This is a genomic window from Desulfotignum balticum DSM 7044, assembly GCF_000421285.1.
Taxonomy (GTDB): Bacteria; Desulfobacterota; Desulfobacteria; order Desulfobacterales; family Desulfobacteraceae; genus Desulfotignum; species Desulfotignum balticum.
The window spans coordinates 2,668,096-2,688,931 of sequence record NZ_ATWO01000001.1 but is presented as its reverse complement, the minus strand read 5'-3'; the positions used below and the strand labels follow the sequence as shown (position 1 = coordinate 2,688,931).

General features: G+C 52.3%; 16 protein-coding genes. 13 read left to right on the top strand and 3 right to left on the bottom strand.

All coding sequences use genetic code 11. From position 1 onward, the window contains the following. The first annotated feature begins 111 nt into the window (after positions 1-111). The gene (locus K365_RS0113405; protein WP_006964818.1) at positions 112-369 is read left to right on the top strand and encodes a hypothetical protein; all 258 of its coding nucleotides are present in this window, start codon (positions 112-114) and stop codon (positions 367-369) included. Between the two features lie 109 nt (positions 370-478). Here the strand turns inward: K365_RS0113405 and K365_RS0113400 are convergent, their stop codons facing one another. Continuing rightward, on the bottom strand, positions 479-1,654 hold the full coding sequence (locus tag K365_RS0113400) for an exo-beta-N-acetylmuramidase NamZ family protein (RefSeq protein ID WP_024334977.1): 1,176 nt from the start codon (positions 1,652-1,654) through the stop codon (positions 479-481). 127 nt (positions 1,655-1,781) lie between these two features. Between K365_RS0113400 and hisC the strand changes: the two genes are divergently transcribed. From hisC to sppA, 4 genes are all read left to right on the top strand, one after another. Further along, positions 1,782-2,870, top strand: coding sequence for a histidinol-phosphate transaminase (gene hisC, locus K365_RS0113395; protein WP_024334976.1), 1,089 nt, complete (start codon positions 1,782-1,784; stop codon positions 2,868-2,870). Beyond that, on the top strand, positions 2,867-3,517 hold the full coding sequence (gene cmk / locus K365_RS0113390; RefSeq protein WP_024334975.1) for a (d)CMP kinase: 651 nt from the start codon (positions 2,867-2,869) through the stop codon (positions 3,515-3,517). Before hisC ends, cmk begins: the two co-directional genes overlap by 4 nt. Before the next feature lie 139 nt (positions 3,518-3,656). Continuing rightward, positions 3,657-5,528 carry a 30S ribosomal protein S1 gene (locus K365_RS0113385; RefSeq protein ID WP_024334974.1) on the top strand — a complete coding sequence of 624 codons (1,872 nt, stop codon included), beginning with the start codon at positions 3,657-3,659 and terminating at the stop codon, positions 5,526-5,528. A gap of 114 nt (positions 5,529-5,642) precedes the next feature. Further along, entirely contained in the window at positions 5,643-6,542 is a 900-nt protein-coding gene (gene sppA, locus K365_RS0113380) for a signal peptide peptidase SppA (protein WP_024334973.1), read from the top strand. Here the strand turns inward: sppA and K365_RS0113375 are convergent. Further along, a complete protein-coding gene (locus K365_RS0113375; RefSeq protein ID WP_006964824.1) occupies positions 6,480-7,088 on the bottom strand; it encodes an L-threonylcarbamoyladenylate synthase in 609 nt (202 codons plus the stop codon). The genes sppA and K365_RS0113375 overlap by 63 nt on opposite strands. A 150-nt stretch (positions 7,089-7,238) precedes the next feature. Between K365_RS0113375 and K365_RS0113370 the strand changes: the two genes are divergently transcribed. Next, positions 7,239-8,174: a universal stress protein gene (locus tag K365_RS0113370; protein ID WP_006964825.1), complete on the top strand. Its 936-nt coding sequence runs from the start codon at positions 7,239-7,241 to the stop codon at positions 8,172-8,174. A gap of 20 nt (positions 8,175-8,194) precedes the next feature. Here K365_RS0113370 and K365_RS0113365 read toward each other — a convergent pair whose 3' ends face one another. Beyond that, positions 8,195-9,295 carry a 6-phosphofructokinase gene (locus tag K365_RS0113365; protein ID WP_024334972.1) on the bottom strand — a complete coding sequence of 367 codons (1,101 nt, stop codon included), beginning with the start codon at positions 9,293-9,295 and terminating at the stop codon, positions 8,195-8,197. A gap of 52 nt (positions 9,296-9,347) precedes the next feature. On the opposite strand from K365_RS0113365, the gene K365_RS26650 reads away from it, so the two are divergent. The 7 genes from K365_RS26650 to dnaE all read left to right on the top strand — a co-directional run bounded on the left by K365_RS26650 (position 9,348) and on the right by dnaE (position 20,834). Continuing rightward, entirely contained in the window at positions 9,348-10,322 is a 975-nt protein-coding gene (locus K365_RS26650) for an alpha/beta fold hydrolase (protein WP_024334971.1), read from the top strand. Continuing rightward, a complete protein-coding gene (locus K365_RS0113355; RefSeq protein WP_024334970.1) occupies positions 10,322-12,100 on the top strand; it encodes a TolC family protein in 1,779 nt (592 codons plus the stop codon). The genes K365_RS26650 and K365_RS0113355 overlap by 1 nt, the downstream gene beginning before the upstream one ends. Continuing rightward, positions 12,100-13,614: an MFP transporter gene (locus K365_RS0113350; RefSeq protein WP_024334969.1), complete on the top strand. Its 1,515-nt coding sequence runs from the start codon at positions 12,100-12,102 to the stop codon at positions 13,612-13,614. Before K365_RS0113355 ends, K365_RS0113350 begins: the two co-directional genes overlap by 1 nt. A gap of 4 nt (positions 13,615-13,618) precedes the next feature. After that, positions 13,619-14,332: an ABC transporter ATP-binding protein gene (locus K365_RS0113345; protein WP_024334968.1), complete on the top strand. Its 714-nt coding sequence runs from the start codon at positions 13,619-13,621 to the stop codon at positions 14,330-14,332. Further along, positions 14,329-15,597, top strand: coding sequence for an ABC transporter permease (locus tag K365_RS0113340; RefSeq protein WP_024334967.1), 1,269 nt, complete (start codon positions 14,329-14,331; stop codon positions 15,595-15,597). The genes K365_RS0113345 and K365_RS0113340 overlap by 4 nt, the downstream gene beginning before the upstream one ends. Positions 15,598-15,816: 219 nt before the next feature. Next, on the top strand, positions 15,817-17,286 hold the full coding sequence (gene guaB, locus K365_RS0113335) for an IMP dehydrogenase (protein WP_024334966.1): 1,470 nt from the start codon (positions 15,817-15,819) through the stop codon (positions 17,284-17,286). 5 nt (positions 17,287-17,291) lie between these two features. Beyond that, on the top strand, positions 17,292-20,834 hold the full coding sequence (gene dnaE / locus K365_RS0113330) for a DNA polymerase III subunit alpha (RefSeq protein WP_024334965.1): 3,543 nt from the start codon (positions 17,292-17,294) through the stop codon (positions 20,832-20,834). The last annotated feature ends 2 nt before the right edge of the window (positions 20,835-20,836 follow it).

Genomic DNA, 20,836 nt, shown 5'->3' with positions numbered 1-20,836 from the left:
AGCCTTGATAAATCAATGTGTCTGTGCTATTTTCCAAAATCTATTGACAAGTAAGCTTTTTTTGTTGTGTTACCATTTTTGGGTGGTGAAAAAAATAAGGAGGAACTATTTATGAAAACGTTGATCGGCGGTGCAATTGCTGTGCTTCTCGGTGTGGTCGGACTGGCAGTATGGTTTGGTCATTTTTTGAACCTTCTGGCCGGATGTATTCCGCCTGTACTGTTGCTGGGCGGCGGGCTTGCACTGTATCTGGGGTTTGATGAACTCAAGGATTCCTGGAAGAACAAAGAAGGTAAAGACGCTCCTGCAGATGACAAATCAAGAATCGCTGAACTGGAAAAAGAATTGAACGATCTGAAAAAAAATTAAGAAACCGGTTTAAGAGAACTGATTCAAAGTATTAGCATACGAAAAGGGCCAGTGTTACACCGGCCCTTTTTTTGTTTGCGTGAAGCGCTTTCAAATTGAAAGGCATTGGTTAGTCATACAGATAGCTGGCCTGTGATTCGGCGATGAATGTCTCCAGTTCCAGCTGCCACCGGGCTTTGATTTCCCGGATGGCCGTCATGGCGCACAGATCGGTGCGAATGGCCGCATCTCCTAAAATCAGGTCCATGGGAAGGCGCTCATATTCATACTCATACGGAGGCGGCTTGAATTCAAAATCATCCGGATGACATTTGATGATCAGCTGTAAAGCCAGCAGGGATGCGGTATAGGGTTCAAAATCGTCTGGGGCCGTGACATGGATATGAAATCCTTTGCAAACCTGACCCTGCCATTTGCCCGAAGTCGGCTGGAAACACATGGGTCTGAAACTGGCGCCTGCAACATCCCGGTTCAATATCGGGGCCATGGCCGCCGTGTCCATGAACGGGGCCCCGAAGCACTCAAAGGGTAAAGTGGTGCCGCGGCCCTCGCTGATGTTGGTTCCTTCAAAAATCACCTGACCGGGGTAAACCATGCACGACAGGGGTGTGGGCAGATTGGGCGAGGGCAGAATCCATGTCCGCCCGGTGTCATGCCAGTACATGCTGCGCTTCCACCCGGACATGGGTACCACGGTCAGATCGCATCCGATCTGAAATGCCTGATTGAAATATCGGCAGATTTCTCCGACCGTCATGCCGTGGCGCATGGGAATGGGAAACCGGCCCACAAACGACGCACATTCCGGTTTCAAAACATTGCCTTCCACCCTTGTCCCGCCGATGGGATTGGGCCGATCCAGAATGATCACTGATTTACCGGTGTGAGCCGCCAATTCCATACAATAGGATATGGTATAGATAAAGGTGTAAACACGGGTCCCCACATCCTGAATATCCACGATCAGTGTATCCAGATTATCAAACATCTGTGTCGTGGGAATCCGGGTGTGGCTGTACAGGCTGTAGATGGGAATGCCCAGTTCCGGATCTTTTCCATGGGGGGATTCAATCATATTGTCCTGTTTTTCCGCATAAAATCCATGCTGGGGGGAAAAAAGCGTGGTCAGTCGGCCGGGAAACAGATCCTGGATCACCTGGACGGCATGGCAAAATTGAAAATCCACTGAGGCGGGGTTGGCAAGCAGGCCGATCCGGCGGTCTTTAAGTTCTGACGCAAACCTGTGTTTCAAATTTTCAAGCCCGATGGTGACACAAGGCGGCATAGGTTTCTCCAAAAATTTTCATAATTATCGGGTTATCGTTGACAAAATATCAAATCCTAACTATGTGAAAGCCTGACCGCAACAATTTTTTATTTTATCTGTGTTTTTTTGGAAGGAAATTTTGTGCATGCTGTTCAAAATCAGTGAATCCATCGCCTCCATCAAACCCTATGAGGCGGGCAAGCCGTTAAAGGCGCTTGAAAGGGAGTTCAACATACAGTCGGCAGTGAAACTGGCATCCAATGAGAATCCATTGGGGTTTTCGCCGCAGGTCACAGATGCGGTCATGAAGAACCTGCATCATATGAACCGGTATCCTGAGCCGGTGGCCCATGATCTGTGCCAGAACCTGGCCCAATATCACAAGGCAGGGCCGGACAATATTGTTCTGGGAAACGGGTCGGATGATCTGATCGCTCTGCTGGCCCATGCATTTTTAAACCCGGGCGATCATGCGGTCATGCCGCTGCCCTCGTTTCTCATGTATGAAATCAGTGTGAAAACCGCCAAAGGCGTTCCTGTGATGGTACCGTTGTCCGGATTTGACACCCCGTTGTCAGGCATGCTTGAAACAATGTCTTCCAGAACCAAACTGGTGTTTGTCACCAATCCCTTTAATCCCACGGGAACTATCATTACAAAAGACGCGTTTGCCGCATTTGCCGATCAGGTGCCGCCAGATGTGCTGATTGTGGTGGATGAAGCATATATGGAATTTGTGCGTGATCCGGCTGTGTATAATTCCCTGGACACCCCGCTGACAGACCCCCGGATCGTGACCCTGCGAACTTTTTCCAAAGCCTATGGCCTGGCCGGATTCAGGATCGGTTACGGCATCATGGACAAAAAAGTGGCTCAGATTCTCAACCGCATCCGCCAGCCGTTCAATGTCAACGGACTGGCCCAGGTGGCAGGAGAAGCAGCTCTGGCAGACCAGGATTTTTTGCGCAAAAGCATCGACACGGTGCATCAGGGAATTGATTTTCTGACCCGGGAACTGTCCTTACTCGGATTGGATCCCCTGCCCACCCAGGCCAACTTTCTGATGGTGGATGTGAAAACCGATGCCACAAAACTGTTCACCCGGCTGCTCCATCACGGGGTGATTGTCCGGTCCATGAAATCCTACGGATTTGACACGTTTTTACGAATCAACGCGGGCACTTTTCAGGAAAACCAGGCATGCATCGCAGCATTGAAAGCGGAGCTGTCATGACTTTTCGAATCATCACCATTGACGGCCCGGCCGGATCCGGCAAAACAACGGTCAGTAAACTTCTGGCCCGGCAGCTGCACTGTGTCCGGGTGGATACCGGTGCCCTGTACCGGGCTGTGGCATTTGAAATCCACCGGCAGCACATCTGCTGGGAAAACGATGCAGCACTGGATGCATTTGTATCGGGTCTGGATTTGAATGTGGTACTGGAAAACGAAGAAATGCGGGTGCTGTCTTCAGGTAACGATATCACACCGTTTCTGCGTACACCCGAAATCACCATGCTGGCTTCCGCGACCTCGGCCAGACCGGCGGTCCGGTCCGCGCTTCTGGACATTCAACGCCGGATCGCCCGGCAGCAGGATGCGGTATTTGAAGGCCGGGACATGGGCACGGTGGTGTTTCCCGATGCCACGGTCAAATTTTTTCTGATAGCGGATCTGGCGGTTCGGGCCCGTCGCCGGTTTGATGAAATTTTGGATCCGGCAAAGGATTTATCCCGAATTCAGGCCGACATGGCCGCCCGGGACGATCAGGATACCCGGCGGGACCAGGCACCATTGAAACCCGCGCCGGATGCGATTCTGATCGATTCTTCCCGGCTGACGGCTTCGCAGGTGGTGGAAGAGATGCTCAAACATCTGTAGAATCAAGAAAAACTATCGATTATTTTATTGATTTTTTTTTTACTGATTGCTATAAAGGTAAATTGTACTCGCATTCTTTGACCCATTTTGACCATCCAGGGATGCGAGTAACTAAATTCGATTAGGGGGATTAATATTAATGAACAACATTGCTGAAGAGAACGAAAACCAGGAAATGAATACTGAAGAGTTAGAGACACAAAACGTGGACGTCGAGGCCCGGGACACTGAATTGGATACTGAAGAAGAATCCAATGCAATTGAAGAAGTGAATGCCCTGTCACCGGAAACGGAAATCACCGGTGAAGAAACCATGGAAGAATTACTGGGCATTTATGAATCCAGCCTCAAAAAATTTGAGGAAGGGCAGGTTGTCATCGGCACTGTCATCTCCGTGGGCCGTGATATGGTTCTGGTGGATGTGGGATATAAATCAGAAGGCCGGATCTCTATTCAGGAATTCATTGATGAGCAAGGCAATGTCAATGTCAAGGTGGGTGATCAGTTCGAGGTCATGATCGAAGTATGGGACGAAGAAGAGGAAACCGTGCTTCTGTCTCGTGACAAGGCCAAAAAAGTCAAGGTGTGGGATGCCATTAAAGATATCTATGATGCAGACGGCACCATCGAAGGCGTTATCACCAACCGGGTCAAAGGCGGATTTTCCGTGGATATCGGCCTTCAGGCGTTTCTGCCCGGATCCCAGGCCGATCTGCGTCCCATCCGCAACATGGATGAAATGGTTAACAAAACCTATGAATTCAAGATTCTTAAGTACAATAAGCGACGCAACAATATTGTTCTGTCCCGGCGGGTACTGCTGGAAGCGGAACGGGAAAAACTGCGGGCCGCTACCCTGGAAGCCATTGAAAACGACAAGGTGATGGAAGGGATCGTCAAAAACATCACGGAATACGGCATCTTTGTGGATCTCGGCGGTGTGGACGGATTGCTGCACATCACCGATATCTCCTGGGGCCGTGTGAAACATCCGTCTGAACTTTATTCGGTGGGTGATAAAATCACGGTCAAGATTCTGTCCTATGATTTTGAAAAAGAGCGTGTATCTTTGGGCATGAAACAGCTGACACCCGATCCCTGGACCACGGCGGTGGACAAATATCCCATTGGTTCAAAAATTATGGGAAAAGTGGTCAGCCTGACCGATTATGGTGCATTTATTGAGCTGGAAGAAGGGGTTGAAGGACTGATCCATGTGAGTGAAATGTCCTGGACCCGGAAAATCCGGCATCCATCCCAGATGGTCACTGTGGGAGAGGAAATCGAGGCCGTGGTTCTGGATCTCAAACCGGATAACCGGCGGATTTCTCTGGGCATCAAGCAGACCCAGGAAAATCCCTGGGAAGTGATTTCCCAGAAATATCCCGTGGGCACCATCATTGAAGGAAAGATCAAAAATATCACTGAATTCGGCCTGTTCATCGGTATTGACGATGATATTGACGGGCTGGTGCATATTTCTGATATTTCATGGACCAAACGGATCAAGCATCCGTCTGAAGTCTATAAAAAAGGGGATACGATTCAGGCGGTGGTTCTGGATATCGACAAAGCCAATGAACGGTTTTCTTTAGGGATCAAACAGACCCAGTCCGATCCCTGGGAAACGGTTGCCCAGCGCTATGAAGTGGGCAAGGAGATTTCCGGTGTCATCACCAATCTAACGGATTTCGGCGTGTTTGTGGAACTGGAAGAAGGCATTGAAGGACTTGTGCATGTGTCTGAAATCAGTAAAGAAAATGTTAAAAGCCCCAAAGACCACTACCAGGTGGGAGACAGCATCACCGCCAAGGTCATGAATATCAATTCAGATGAACGCCGCATCGGGCTTTCCATCAAACGCCTGGAAGATGACGATGATGACAGATATCTGGAGGAATTTGCCAAGAACATGCGGCCGGCAACCTCTTCTTTTGGAGAGATTCTGCGCAATAACATCCAGGAGCAGATTGAAGCCAACAAAACCCAGGAAAACAAGAAAGATAAGTAAACACAGCGGTTTTCAATCTACATCCATGTGTTGATAAACGGTTCAGGGCCGGGCAAATATTCATTTTGCCCGGCCCTTTATATATGTGTATGATTTGAAAAGGAGGCTTTGTTCATGTTTTCACGACGTCATCCCATCCTGTTTTTCCTGCTGATTCTAACCGCTTGTGCCACAGTTCTGTGCGTGGGCGGAATGCTGGTGGTTTTTTCCGTTTCCCGCATGGTGTTCTCCACTGCCGGTACGTTTCATGAACCCAAAGGCAATATCGGTATCGTTGAAGTGACCGGTCCGATTCTATCTTCCAGGCAGGTGATTGAAAATATCAAGATATTCCGGGATGATGATGACATCAAAGCCATTGTTGTCCGGGTGGACAGCCCCGGCGGAGGGGTGGGACCTTCCCAGGAGATTTTCAGGGAACTGATGAAAACCCGGCCGGTGAAAACCGTGGTCGCTTCCATGGGATCTGTGGCAGCGTCCGGCGGATATTATATCGCTGCCGGGGCTCAGGCCATTGTGGCCAATCCGGGAACCATTACCGGCAGCATCGGCGTGATCATGGAACATGTCAATCTGACGGAACTGGTGCAAAAAATCGGGATTTCGCCTCGGGTCATCAAAAGCGGTGAATTCAAGGACCTGGGCTCCCCGTTTCGGGAACTGGGAGACAACGAGCGGCAATTGCTTCAGGAGCTGGTGAATGAGCTTCACCAGCAGTTTGTATCGGATGCGGCCCGGGCCCGGAATATTGAAAAACAAATAATGGGTGAAATTGCAGACGGGCGGATTTATACCGGGCAGACGGCCCTGGACCTGAATCTGATTGACCGCCTGGGAAATCTGGACGATGCGGTGGTCTGGGCCGCAGAACTGGCAGAAATGGATCAGGAGCCGGTTCCGGTGTATCCGAAAGACAATCCCATATCGGTGCTGCGAAAAATGACCCAGACCTTATTCAAAGATCTCAATATCTCCGGCACCATAACGGATAATCTCCGGTACATCATCCATTAAGGAGATCACGGATGAAGCGGTTCCGGGTACCGGTCCTCCGTCAATGACCACATCCAGGCGGGTGCCGAAATAATCATGAAGCAAAGACGGGTCCTGAAACACCGTGCCTTCGGGATCTGTGGCGGAAGTGGAGATAATGGGGTTGCCCAGTTCTAAGGCCAGTGCTAAAGCGATCTTGTGGTCCGGTACGCGGATACCGGCGGTTTTCCGGTTGGTGAGCATGATTTTGGGCACCATCCTGGATCCCGGCAGCACAAAGGTGTACGGGCCCGGCAGTAATCGTTTCATATTCCGGTAAGCGATATTGGATACCTTGGCATAGGTGGCGATATCTTTCAGGTCCGGGCAGATAAAGCTGAAGGGTTTGCTGGGGTTGCGCTGTTTGATGGCATACACCTGTTCTATGGCTTTTTTGTTCATGATATCACAGCCTATCCCATAGAATGTATCTGTGGGATAGGCGATGATACCGCCTTTTCTGAGGATATCCACGACCCGGGAAACCAGTCGTTCCTGGGGATTGTCCGGATTTATTTTCAGCAGCATGAGCGGGTTTCCTGTATAAATTGAATTCAATCTATCAATATAGCACATCTGGCCTTAGCGGCAAATGAAAAACCATGTGTCATTCTTGACTTGACCCCGGGATATGAGTAACGTTATTGTAATAGATCATTTCTAAAAAAGGAGGGCTGTATGGAAAAACAGGTTCTCGTTCCTGTGGATCAATCCCGGACTTCGCTGCAGGCAGTCAGGTATGCGGCCCGGGTATCGTCTTTTATCAAGGATTTACATTGTGTGCTGTATCATGTGCAGGCCCCGGTGTCATTGTATCTTAAAGAAGAAGCGGCCAGGGATATGCATGTCCGTGCCCAGATGAACCGGGTGTTGAAAAAAAATGAAGCCGCAGCCATGGAACTGCTGAACCGGCTTAAATCTGAAATGACGGATGCCGGTTTTCCAAAAGATCGTATCCGTCTGTTGACCCGGCCCCGGGAACTGGGACTGGCACAGGATGTGATCGAATATGCCCAGAAAAAAATGATGGATGCCATTGTGGTGGGGCGACGGGGCGTATCAGGGATTCACAAATTTTTTGATACCAGCGTTTCCGAAGCCATTCTGGAACGATCTCAGGTGATCCCCGTATGGATGGTGAACAAAGATGCGGGGCAGAATTCGACTGAAAAGATTCTGGTGGCCATTGACGGATCTGAAGATGCCTTGCGGGCGGTGGATCACGTGGGATTCATGATATCGGAAAATAAAGAGGTCCACGTCACACTGATCCATGTCACCAACACAGCCCATAATTATTGTGAAATCAACCTGGAGGACGATCCCGAATTTGTCCAGATTATTGAAAAAAAGGATCGGGCCTGTGTGGATCAGTTCTACCCCCAGGCCATGGATAAATTTAAACAGATGGGACTGTCACAGAATCAGGTGGATGTTCATACGCTGCAAGGTTCCCGACGTATCGGGCAAGACGTGGTGACCTATGCGGAAAAAAACAAATTCAATACCCTGGTCATCGGCCGGCGGGGTATCAATAAATCATTTTTCATGGGATCCGTGTCCAGGCAGATCATCAGTCATGCATCAGATATTGCCGTCTGGATCGTTCCATAAGACTTAAGCGTACAGGCCACTTAACCGTCTCCGAAACTGATACCTAAGGCCCGGGCGGTCATGACCAGTTCCCCTTCCCGGGGCACGGTGCGGATCCGGTCCACAGCGTCGGCCAGAAGGACCGGTGCAATCCCGGTCCCGGTCAACGCGGCCATCATGCCGAACTGGTTTCTGGCAATCATCTGAACGGCATAGACCCCAAACCGGGTGCACAATTGACGGTCAAACTGCGTGGGTGTGCCACCCCGCTGCAAATGGCCCAACACCACGCATCGGGATTCTTTTCCGGTTCTGGACTGAATTTCTTCGGCCACCTGTTCCCCGATGCCCCCCAGACGGATTTCCCGGTCCGTGTGGTTTGCAAAGTCGGCAATTAAATCCTGATCGGCCGGGCTGGCGCCTTCCGCCACAATGACAAGGGTGAACAATTTTCCCTCGGTCTCACGGGCGTTGATTTTTCGGCACACCGCATCATAATTAAACGGAAATTCAGGAATGAGAATGACGTCAGCCCCGCCGGCCAGGCCGGCCTGGGTCGCAATCCAGCCAGCATATCGGCCCATGACTTCTAAAACCATGACCCGGTCATGGCTCTGGGCCGTGCTGTGAAGCCGATCCAATGCATCCACGGCACAGGAGACTGCGGTGTCAAACCCGAATGTCATGAGCGTGGCATCCAAGTCGTTGTCAATGGTTTTGGGAACGCCCACCACAGGCCATCCATGCTCATGCATCTGCAATGCCACGGTCAGGGTGCCGTCTCCACCAATGGCTACCAGGGCGGACAAGCCCAGACGGTCAAAGTTGGTCTTTGCCTGGGCCAGAATGCTGGAATCGATTTGACGGGTTTTTCCCTGCCCGGTTTTAGCGGAAAAAGGGCCGCTGCTGGCCGTGCCTAAAATCGTGCCGCCCCGGACCAGCAGGCCGTCCATATCCTTGATGGACAGGGGCCGGGTTTTCATGGGCGTCAGGAGCCCGTCATAGCCGCCGTGGATACCGATGCTTTCCCATCCCTGCAGGGCAGCGGCTTTGACAATGGCCCGGATAACCGCATTAAGACCAGGGCAGTCACCGCCACCGGTGACAATGCCTATTTTCTTTTTTTTATGGGTGGTGTTCATGACTTTCCTAGTGTATTTTTAAGGCAAACAAACTCAGGACATGCTATCAGATATGACGGGTTCAGACAATACATTTTACCGGCGGCACAAAGGGTGGACCGCCTTCCTGCTGCTGGTATTTCTGGCGGTGGTGTTTCAGTCGGGCCGCCGGATCATACTGCCCAACGAGCAGCAGCTTCGACATGCGTTTCATCTCAAGGTCCAGGCCTGGTTTCCGGAACCGGCCCGCCATCTGGCCCAAAGACAGGGGATCAATCCTTTTCGCGATGAAGGTGAGTCTGAAAATCGATCTTTTCAAGGCCGGGTGGTCCTGGTCCATGGCCTGGATGATCCAGGCATTATGTGGGATGACCTGGCACCGATCCTTTGGGAAAAACAATTCCAGGTGTACATCATGTCCTATCCCAATGACCAGGCCATCCGGGCGTCTTCAAAGTTCTTTTTTGACAGCATGCAGGATCTGGCACAAACAAATTCATCCCCGGTTTTTATTGTGGCCCATTCCATGGGCGGGCTGGTGGCCCGGGATATGCTCACCTGTCCAAAAATAAATTATTCACGTGCGGCGGCGGCTGGAAAAGTGCCGGATGTCAAGCGGCTCATTCTGGTGGGAACCCCGAATCAGGGCGCACAAATGGCAAGGTTCCGGATCATCACCGAGATCAAGGATCAGATATTTCACCTGTTCAAGCCGGGCACCCACTGGCTGCACTGCCTGCTGGACGGTACGGGTGCGGCCGGGGTGGATCTTCTGCCCGGCAGCCGGTTTCTGACTCAGTTGAATCAGCGGCCGCTTCCCGGGGATGTGCCCATCGATATCATTGCCGGAATGATGTTTTTTTCCCGGGAACCAACTGATGTGGAAAATATGCTGGGTGACGGCCTGGTCTCTGTGAACGCCACCCGGCTCAATGACCTGCCTTTGATCCGGGTGCCGGGCAATCATTTTTCCATGATTCGGAATCTGACCCGTTCAAGCACCCGGGTTCCTCCGGCAATTCCTGAAATACTGGCGAAACTTGAGTGATGACTGCTTCTGTTTTTAAAATCATAATTCTGATCTTTTTGCTTGGACTGACTGCGGGGTGCCGGACCCCGGAAGCGTTCCGCCGGGATGTGGATGCCGGGGTCCGGGAAATGGTGACACAAACCCGTTCCCAGATACTTGAAAAAGAATCAAAATTCAGCATTGAAAAACCCGGAGACACGTTGCGGCGGCAACTGCTTCAACAGCTGTCTTTGCCGGTTGCCGGGCCGGCATCCCTGGGAACGGGTCATCTGCTGGAAATTCCGCACTGGCCGGAACCCGGGTTTCCCGCAGCCATCCAGACGCCGGATACCCATCGGGAAAAACAGGCATCCCCATTGACCCTGTCTTTGTTTCAATCTCTGGAAATCGGTGCCCAGAACAGTTTTGAGTTTCAAACCAGAAAAGAAGCCGTGTTCCAGGCAGGTCTGGCCCTGTATCTGGAGCAGGATTTTTTTCGAAACAAGGTCATCGGGCAGGTGCAGCAGCTGTTCAGTGCGGATCTGTCCACGGATCCCGACCGGAAAGGGACCCGCTCCAGTATGGAAATGACCGGTGAACGCCGGTTTGAAAGCGGACCTGTATTGACGGCATCTCTGGCGGCGGATCTGGCCTCTTTGCTGTTCAGCGGAGGCAATTCGTCACTGGGAGTTCTCGGAGATGCCAGTCTGTCCATTCCGTTGCTGCGGGGGTCGGGCCGGCATATTGTCACAGAACCCCTGCGGCAGGCAGAGCAGAATATGGTGTATGCCATTCTGGAATTTGAGCAATTCAAACAAACATTTGCCGTGGCCGTGGGCCGTCAGTATCTGAACCTGTTACAGCAGATGGACACGGTGGACAATGCCCGGGATGACTATATCCGCCGCCAGGCACTGACGCTTCGAAGCCGGCGCCTGGGCGATGCCGGCCGGCTCAAGGAGATCGAGGTGGATCAGTCCGTCCAGACCCAGCTGGTGGCAAGGCAGCGATGGCTTTCAGCCCAGGAGGCGTTCAAAAAACAGATGGATTCCTTTAAAATGCTGCTGGGGTTACCGCCGGATGCTGAAATCCGTCTGGATATGGCACCTCTCAAGCAGATGGAGAAAATGGATGATTTACATCGGGACCCAGAGCTTCCCGGTCCTTTGGAGCTGTCCGAGCAAACCGCCATTTCTCTGGGCCTGGCCCGGCGGCGGGATTTGCAGGTGGCCCAGGGAAAAGTGTTTGATGCCCAACGGGCCGTGGTGGTGGCAGCCGATGCTCTGGGCGCTGAACTGACGTTTCTGGGATCTGTATCCGTGGGGGAACGCAGAACCATCACCACCGCAGATCTTGACAATGCCCGGCTTCGCACGGACAAAGGGGTTTTTTCCGCTTTTTTGACCATGGATCTGCCTTTTGAGCGAACCGCTGAAGCGGTGACCTACCGCAACCGGTTCATTCAGCTGGAACAGGCGGTGCGGGAGGTTCAGAAACTGGAAGACACACTGAAAACCGAGATACGCAGCCGGTTAAGGGAATTGTTCGAAGCCAGACAGACCTTGTTTATCCAGGCCCAGGCCGTGGCTCTGGCGGAAAAGCGGGTGAAAAGCATTTCTTTGTTCATGGAGGCGGGCAGGGCTGAAACCCGGGATCTGCTGGAAGCCCAGGATGCGTTGCTGGCTGCCCAGAACAATCTGACGGCGGCAAGGGTCAATTACCGGATCGCGGAGCTGGAGATTCAACGGGATATGGGAGTGCTTATGGTCACGGATACCGGATTATGGCAGGAATATTCACCAAAAGGATCGTTTTGATGTCAGGCAAAAAATGGAAGATTTGGGGGGTAGTGCTTGTGGTGTTCGGAACCCTTTCTCTGGTTTTGTGGCACCGGTTTTCGGATTCTCCTGAACCATTGTCCAGGGATGCCGTGTATGAGGTGAGATCCGGGCCGTTGACCATCGATCTGGTGGAGTCCGGTACCATCAAGGCCAGGGAGCAGTTGATCATCAAAAACGAGGTGGAGGGAAAAACGTCCATTCTCTATCTGATTCCCGAGGGCACCCAGGTGAAAAAAGGGGACCTGCTGGTGGAACTGGATGCCAGTGCATTGATGGATGCAAGAATCGATCAGGAAATCAAGGTGCAGAATGCGGACGCCGCATTTGTCAATGCCACCGAAACCCTGGCAGTGGTGGAGAACCAGGCCCAAAGCGACCTGGATCTGGCAAAACTGACCCTGGATTTTGCCCGCCAGGATTTGAAAAAATACACGGATGGCGAATATCCCAATGCATTGCAGAAAGCCAACGCAGAAATCACCCTGGCCCAGGAAGAACTGGCCCGGGCCAGGGAACGGCTGGATTGGTCCAAAACCCTGTATAAAGAAAAATTTATTTCCCAGACTGAGCTGGCAGCCGATGAACTGGCTGAGAAAAAAAAGGCTCTGGATTTGACCCTGGCAGAAAACAATCTGGATCTGCTGGTCAATTATACCAACCAACGGGATCTGGCCCAGCGCAAAAGTGATGTCAGTCAGGCCGAGATGGCCCTGGAGCGGACAAGGCGCAAAGCCCGGGCCGATGTGGTGCAGGCCCAGGCTGAGCTCAAAGCCAGAGAAGCCGAGTTTAAACGACAGAAGGACAAACTGGAAAAAATTTTGACCCAGCTGGAAAAAACAAAAATTATCTCTCCGGCCCAGGGGCTTGTGATTTATGCCACCAGCGCCCAGGGCGGCATGTTTAGGAGAAATACGGAACCGCTCCAGGAAGGCCAGGATATCCGGGAACGCCAGGAACTGATCTATCTGCCCACGGCCAGTTCCAGCAATGCGGAAGTCGCCATCCATGAATCCAATCTTAAAAAAGTCCGGAAAGGCATGCCGGCAAAAGTGACTGTGGATGCGTTGCCCGGCCGGGAATTTTCAGGCAGAATCATGCATATCGCCCCGCTGCCTGATGCCCAGAGCATCTGGATGAATCCGGATTTGAAGGTGTTCACCACCCAGATTTTTCTGGATGGAAATGACAGTGACATGAGAACCGGCATGAGCTGCCAGGCCCGGATTATTGTGGAGACCCATGACAATGTGCTGTCCGTTCCGGTTCAGGCGGTTCTTCAGGTCCAGGGTGTTCCCACGGTATATGTGAAAGCCGGCAATGAATTTGTTCCCCGGCAGGTGGAGATCGGTCTGGACAACAACCGGTTGATTCATGTGAAAGATGGGCTGAAGACCGGTGATATTGTGCTGCTCACCCCGCCCCTCAAGGATGCGGGTAAAGATGCCGCCCCTTTGACAGACCCGGATCCTCTCCCGGAGCAGGAAAAATAGGATCATGACGCCGGACAAAACAAATGATGCCCCCAGGTCACTGATCTGTCTTGAAAATGCAAAAAAGATCTATACCATGGGCCGTCAGCAGGTGGCCGCCCTGGACGGTATGGATGTGGCATTTGAAAAGGGAAGTTTCTGGGCCGTTATGGGATCCAGCGGGTCCGGTAAAAGTACCTTGATGAATGTCATCGGATGCCTGGACCGTCTGACATCGGGCCGGTACCTGTTTCAGGGCAGAAATATCAGTGCACACACCGATGATGCCTTAAGTGATATCCGGTTGAGGCATATCGGGTTTGTTTTCCAGAGTTTTAATCTGATTCCCCAGCTCACGGTGCAGCGCAATATTGAGCTGCCGCTGTACTATCTGGGCTGGGACAAGGAAAAAAGTGCAAACCACGCCCAAAATCTGGCATCGATGGTGGGACTTGAAACACGGCTGACGCACCGGCCGTTTGAACTGTCGGGCGGGCAGATGCAGCGGGTGGCCATTGCCCGGGCCCTGGCTGCGGACCCGGAACTGATTCTGGCGGATGAACCCACCGGCAATCTGGATACCCGAACCAGTGAACAGATCATGGCATTGCTGGGATCCCTCCATGAAGGGGGGAAAACCATTATTATGGTGACCCACGAATCCCAAATCGCTGAATATGCGCAAAACCGGCTTTATATGAAAGACGGGCGTATCCTGAAGGTTGAAAAGGTGACATGAAACAGATCCAGTTCTCCAGGGAATTGTCCTCGGGCATCCAGACGCTTTTGCTGCACAAGCTGCGGTCATTTCTCACCATGCTGGGGGTGGTGTTCGGGGTGGGCAGCGTGGTGGCCATGCTGGCCGTGGGGGAGGGGGCCAGCAAAGAGGCCCTGGAACAGATCCGGAAACTGGGCAGCCATAATATCCTGATTTCATCGGTCAAACCGGCGGAAGAAGACGCGGCCGGCACCACCCCGTCGTTCATGAGTATCTATGGGTTGACCTATATGGATCATGAACGGATCGCCCAGAGCTTTTCTTCCGTTAAAAAAAACGTGCCCGTTAAATTGGTGCGCAAAGAGGCCCGGATCGGACATCGGGCCGTGGAATTGCGGGTGGTGGGAACCAGTGACCAGTGGTTTGAAGTGATTCCCAGACCTGTGCTGGGCGGCCGGACCCTGATGCAAAAAGATCTGGACGCCAAATCGCCGGTGGTGATTCTCACGGAATTCGGTGCCAGAAAACTGCTGGCCACCCGGCAGACCATCGGCCAGACCATTCGTATCGGGGTGGACAGTTTTACCGTGATCGGTATTGTGAAAAATGAAACCGGAGCGTCCGGGGCCATGCAGATCCCGGACCGGGAAATCGATGCCTACATTCCCATTACCACGGCCATGTCCTATTTCGGAGATGTGGTGATAAAAATGTCTTCCGGATCGCGCCTGAGAGAAAAAGTGGAACTCAATCAGATCATTGTTCAGGTGGCATCCCTGGATCAGGTGGAACCTTCGGCCCGGGCCATTGAGCGCATGCTGTCTTTGTTTCACAAAAAAAAGGATTTTCAGATCCAGGTCCCCCTGGCCCTGCTCAAGCAGGCGGAAGCCACCAAACGGACCTTCAATATTGTGCTGGGAGCCATTGCCGGGATCAGCCTGCTGGTGGGCGGTATCGGCATCATGAACATCATGCTGGCATCGGTGACGGAACGGACCCGGGAAATCGGTATCCGCCGGGCCATCGGTGCCAAACGGAAACAGATCATCATCCAGTTTTTGATCGAGGCAATGGTATTGTCTTTTGTGGGCGGCATACTGGGACTGGCAATGGGGGTCGCCATTCCTTTTTTTATTACCTGGTTTGCGAAAATGCCCACAGTCATCACACCCATGGGCATTTTACTGCCGTTGTGTGTGAGTCTGGGTATCGGCATTGTTTTCGGATTGTATCCGGCGGCCCGGGCGGCCCGGGTGGATCCGATCGTGGCTTTGCGGCATGAGTAGGTACAAGGCCGCCCCCCGGAGGGGGCACCGCTGGTGTCCCACCGCCAGCACCGACGTCAAGGGATATAAGATCTTGCCTTGAAGATCCAAATTTGTTAAAAGATTGTGTTTATAAATACCGGTTGGGGGATTCAATTTCAGGCTGCTGTTTTTCACCTTCCTGTCAAGGCTGCTCCGATGGTATGAATAAACAAATTTTTTCCTTTCTGGAGGCAAGTTATGTCCAAAATATTACCGGATGAAGGACTGTCTTTTGACGATGTCCTGCTGGTACCTGATTTTTCCGCGATTCTTCCTGATGAAGTATCGGTCAAAACCCGGTTGACCCGGGGACTTGAACTCAATATTCCCATTGTCGCGGCAGCCATGGATACCGTGACTGAAGCCTTGACCGCCATCAGCATGGCTAGAGCCGGCGGTTTGGGGTTTATTCACAGAAATCTGTCCATCGAGGACCAGGTCATTGAGGTGGATCGGGTCAAAAAATCGGAAAGCGGGATGATTGTGGATCCGGTGACCATTCACCCGGACGTGTCCATTTCAGAAGTGCTCAACATCATGGCCAAATACCGGATTTCCGGCATTCCGGTGGTTGAGGGTGAAAAACTGGTGGGCATTGTCACCAACCGGGACCTGCGGTTTGAAACCCAGCTGGAAAAACCGGCCAAAGATGTGATGACCAGTGAAAACCTGGTCACAGTGACTGAAAAGTGCACCCTGGAAGAATCCAAAATCATGCTGCATAAACACCGCATTGAAAAACTGCTGGTGGTGGACAGTCAGGGCAAACTCAAAGGGTTGATCACCATCAAGGATATTGAAAAAATAAAAAAATACCCCAATGCCTGCAAAGATTCATATGGACGTCTGAGGGCCGGAGCGGCCGTGGGCGTGGGGTCGGACATGATGACCCGGGTGGAGGCCCTGATCAGTGCCGGGGTGGATGCCCTGGTCATTGACACCTCCCACGGGCATTCCAAAAATGTGATCGATGCCGTGAAAAAGATCAAACACCATTTTCCCGATGCCCAGGTGGTGGCCGGCAATGTGGCCACGGAAAAAGGAACCAAAGCCCTGATCGATGCCGGGGCGGATGCCGTGAAAATCGGGATCGGTCCGGGGTCCATCTGCACCACCCGCATCGTGGCAGGGGTGGGGGTTCCCCAGCTCACCGCCATACAGAACTGCAAGGATATTTCCAGAAAGACCGGAGTGCCCATCATCGCTGACGGGGGCATTAAATTTTCCGGAGACATTGCCAAGGCTTTAGGCGCCGGGGCCCATTCCGTGATGCTGGGCAGCCTTCTGGCCGGCACCCATGAAAGCCCCGGTGAAATCGTCATCTACCAGGGCCGTTCCTATAAAGCCTACCGGGGAATGGGATCGGTGGAAGCCATGAAAAAAGGATCATCCGACCGGTATTATCAAAAAGACACGTCAGAAACCGAAGAACTGGTGCCCGAAGGCATTGTGGGCCGGATTCCCTATCGAGGCACCATCCGGGAGAATATTCTTCAGATGGTAGGCGGTGTCAAAGCCGGTATGGGATATCTGGGGGCTGTCACCATCGAGGACCTGCATGAAAAAGCCCGGTTTGTGAAAATCACGGCTGCCGGGTTAAAGGAAAGCCATGTCCATGACGTGGTGATCACCAAGGAAGCCCCCAATTACCGCGTGGAAAGCAGCTGAGACTGATGACTGATTCCGCCGGCATGTTTTATCACCTTCATTTGCATACGGAATATTCGCTGCTGGACGGGGCCATCCGACTGGATCCCCTGTTGAAAAAATGCAAAGAATACAACATGGATGCCGTGTCCATGACTGATCACGGCACCATGTTCGGTGTGGCTGCATTTTATGAAAAAGCCCGGAAAGCAGGGATTAAGCCTATTCTAGGGTGTGAAGTCTATGTGGCCCCCCGGTCCATCATTCATAAAACCCAGATGGATCACAAGGGATTGAGCCACCTGGTGCTGCTGGCCCAGGACCGGGAAGGGTATGCCAACCTGTGCAAACTGGTGTCCATTGCCCAGCTCAAGGGATTTTATTACAAGCCCCGCATCGACAGGGAACTGCTGGCCGCCCATTCCAAGGGGTTGATCGGGTTGTCCGCCTGCCTGAAAGGGGATATTCCCAAGGCCATCATGGCCAATGATATGGAAGGGGCGGATGCGGCGGCCCGGTTTTATCTGGAAACCCTGGGGGAGGGCAATTTTTTTCTGGAAGTCCAGGAAAACGGGATGCCCATCCAGCAAAAGGTCAACCAGGGCATTGCCGATATCAGCCAGCGCCTGTCCATTCCCATGGTGGCCACCAATGACTGCCATTATCTGGCCAAAGAGGACAAAAAAGCCCACGACATCCTTTTGTGCATCCAGACCGGGGATACGGTCTCCAATCAGAACCGGTTCAAATTCGATTCAGACCAGCTGTATTTCAAATCATCCGACGAGATGATCGCCACCCTAGGCCAGTATGCCGGTGCCATTGAAAACACAAAGGATGTGGCGGCCCGGTGCAATGTGGAATTTGATGATAAAACCTATCATTTCCCCCGGTATGCCCAGTCGGACGAAGACAGTGAGGCGGAACTGTTCAGGCAGAAAGCCATGGCCGGGTTTGAAGAGAAACTGGCCATCATCAAAAAAAAGAACCCCAATGTCAATGAACAGGAATACCGGGACCGCATTGCCTATGAGATCAAGATCATTCTGGACATGGGGTTTCCCGGATATTTTCTCATTGTGGCGGATTTCATTGCCCATGCCCGGAAAATAGGGGTACCCGTGGGTCCGGGCCGGGGGTCTGCCGCCGGGTCCATGGTGGCATATGCCATGGATATCACGGCCCTGGATCCCATTGAACACGGCCTGATTTTCGAGCGGTTTCTGAACCCTTCCCGGATCTCCATGCCGGATATTGACGTGGATTTCTGCATCGAGGGCAGGGACAAGGTGTATCACTATACCATTGACCGGTATGGGGGGCCTGAATATGTCTGCCAGATCATCACATTTGGGAAACTCAAAGCCAAGGCAGTGATCCGGGATGTGGGACGGGCTCTGGGAATCCCTTTGTCTGAAGTGGACGAGATCGCCAAGCTGATTCCGGACGGGGCCAAGAACCTGACAAAGGCTTTGGAAGAAGTGCCGGCCATCCGGGAGATATGTGATGTTTCAGACGACAAGACCCAGATGCTGGAAACAGCCCTGCTCCTGGAAGGGCTGCCCCGGCATGCATCCACCCATGCCGCCGGTGTGGTGGTGGCGGACAAGCCGCTGAACGAATATCTGCCGCTGTTCCGGGGTAAGGAAGGGGAGACCATTACCCAGTTTGACATGAATTATGTGGAAAAACTGGGGCTGGTGAAGTTTGATTTCCTGGGGTTGAGAAACCTGACTGTCATCAAGAACTGCCTGGAACTGATCGAAAAGCAGGACAAGCCGGTGCCGGATATGGACCATCTGGATTTTTCAGATGAAAACACCTTTGACCTGCTTCAGCGGGCCGATACCACCGGGGTGTTTCAGCTGGAAAGTTCCGGCATGAAAGAACTGATTCTTCGCCTCAAACCGGCCACGTTTTCCGATATCGTGGCCCTGGTGGCCCTGTACCGGCCGGGCCCTCTGGACAGCGGCATGGCCAACACCTATGTGGAAAGAAAACACGGCAGGGAAGAGGTCGCGTATCTGTTTGACGAATTGGCACCGATTCTCAAAGAAACCTATGGGGTGATCCTGTACCAGGAACAGGTGATGAAGATCGCCGGGGTTCTGGCCAATTATTCCATGGCGGATGCGGACGGGCTTCGGAAAGCCATGGGCAAGAAGATTGCCGCCATGATGGAGGCCCACCGGAAACTGTTTCTGGAAGGGGCTGCCAAAAACAACCATGATCCCAAAAAAGCGGCAGAGCTTTTTGATCTCATGGAAAAATTCGGCGGGTATGGGTTCAACAAATCCCACAGTGCGGCCTATGCTTTGATTGCGTTTCAGACCGCATATCTGAAAGCCAATTATACCCTGGAATTCATCGCGGCGCTGATGACCAGTGAACGGGGCAACACCGATGCCGTGCTCAAATTCATGGATGAATGCCGGACCCATGATATTCAGGTACTGCCGCCGGATGTCAATGAAAGCGAATCCCAGTTCATTGTGTCCAAAGGTTGTATCCGGTTCGGACTGGCTGCGGTCAAAGGCGTGGGGAATACCGCCATTGACGTGATTGTGGAAGATCGCAAACAAAACGGTCCCTTTGAAAGCCTGTATGATTTCTGTGAACGGGTTTCCTTGACCAAGGTGAACAAAAAGGTGCTGGAAGCGCTCATTAAATGCGGGGCGTTCGACTCCACAGGATCTGCCAGAAGTCAGATGATGGCGGTGCTGGAAGAAGCTCTGGACCATGGCAACCGGGTTCAGAAGGAAAAAGCGGATTCCCAGATGGATCTGTTTGCCGACTCCGGTTTGGGGACTGAGATTCCTGCCAGCACCCCTGAGATGCCGGACATGGAAGAATGGGAAGACCACTTTCTGCTGGAAAAGGAAAAAGAATCCCTTGGGTTTTATATCAGCGGGCATCCGCTGGACAAATACCAGGCGGAGATTGCCCGGTATGCCACGGTCAACACCTTGACCCTTCAGGAGAAGGCCGATAGCAGAATGATCCGCATCGGCGGGATCATCAAGGTGCTCAAGACCCATAAAACCAAAAAAGGGGATCTGATGGCGTTCTGCGCCATCGAGGACCGGAACGCCGCCGTGGAAGTGGTGGTTTTTCCCAATGTGTATGCGCTGGTCCATCCGTTGCTGTCCATGGAACAGGTGGTGATTCTGGAGGCGGAAGTCCAGAAAAAGGAATCCACCATTAAACTTTTGGCGGAGAAAATCGTGCCCATTGATCAGGCGGCCCGGGAATGGACCAACGGGATATTGATTGCCGTGGATGCGGACCGGTTTGATGCCGACACCCTGGAACGGCTCAAGCCCATCATCCAGCGGTATCCCGGGGATTGCCCGGCATGTCTGAAAATAAGTGTTCCGGACAAACCCGAAGTGCTGGTAAAACTGGCGGATGAATATATGACCTGTTCTGATCCGGCGTTTTTTAAAGAAGTGGAAGACCTGATGGAAAAAGGATGCATTGAAACCAGATGTGCACCGGTCAAAGCAAAAGTTAAAAAGAAAAAATCATGGGGAAAATCCCGTAACGGAACAATGAAACAAGGAGCCTGAGG

Excerpts from the sequence above, each read along its gene's own strand:
- K365_RS0113405 (WP_006964818.1), top strand. The coding sequence starts at position 112 with ATGAAAACGTTGATCGGCGGTGCAATTGCTGTGCTTCTCGGTGTGGTC.
- K365_RS0113400 (WP_024334977.1), bottom strand. The coding sequence starts at position 1,654 with ATGCCGCCTTGTGTCACCATCGGGCTTGAAAATTTGAAACACAGGTTT.
- hisC (WP_024334976.1), top strand. The coding sequence starts at position 1,782 with ATGCTGTTCAAAATCAGTGAATCCATCGCCTCCATCAAACCCTATGAG.
- cmk (WP_024334975.1), top strand. The coding sequence starts at position 2,867 with ATGACTTTTCGAATCATCACCATTGACGGCCCGGCCGGATCCGGCAAA.
- K365_RS0113385 (WP_024334974.1), top strand. The coding sequence starts at position 3,657 with ATGAACAACATTGCTGAAGAGAACGAAAACCAGGAAATGAATACTGAA.
- sppA (WP_024334973.1), top strand. The coding sequence starts at position 5,643 with ATGTTTTCACGACGTCATCCCATCCTGTTTTTCCTGCTGATTCTAACC.
- K365_RS0113375 (WP_006964824.1), bottom strand. The coding sequence starts at position 7,088 with ATGCTGCTGAAAATAAATCCGGACAATCCCCAGGAACGACTGGTTTCC.
- K365_RS0113370 (WP_006964825.1), top strand. The coding sequence starts at position 7,239 with ATGGAAAAACAGGTTCTCGTTCCTGTGGATCAATCCCGGACTTCGCTG.
- K365_RS0113365 (WP_024334972.1), bottom strand. The coding sequence starts at position 9,295 with ATGAACACCACCCATAAAAAAAAGAAAATAGGCATTGTCACCGGTGGC.
- K365_RS26650 (WP_024334971.1), top strand. The coding sequence starts at position 9,348 with ATGACGGGTTCAGACAATACATTTTACCGGCGGCACAAAGGGTGGACC.
- K365_RS0113355 (WP_024334970.1), top strand. The coding sequence starts at position 10,322 with ATGACTGCTTCTGTTTTTAAAATCATAATTCTGATCTTTTTGCTTGGA.
- K365_RS0113350 (WP_024334969.1), top strand. The coding sequence starts at position 12,100 with ATGTCAGGCAAAAAATGGAAGATTTGGGGGGTAGTGCTTGTGGTGTTC.
- K365_RS0113345 (WP_024334968.1), top strand. The coding sequence starts at position 13,619 with ATGACGCCGGACAAAACAAATGATGCCCCCAGGTCACTGATCTGTCTT.
- K365_RS0113340 (WP_024334967.1), top strand. The coding sequence starts at position 14,329 with ATGAAACAGATCCAGTTCTCCAGGGAATTGTCCTCGGGCATCCAGACG.
- guaB (WP_024334966.1), top strand. The coding sequence starts at position 15,817 with ATGTCCAAAATATTACCGGATGAAGGACTGTCTTTTGACGATGTCCTG.
- dnaE (WP_024334965.1), top strand. The coding sequence starts at position 17,292 with ATGACTGATTCCGCCGGCATGTTTTATCACCTTCATTTGCATACGGAA.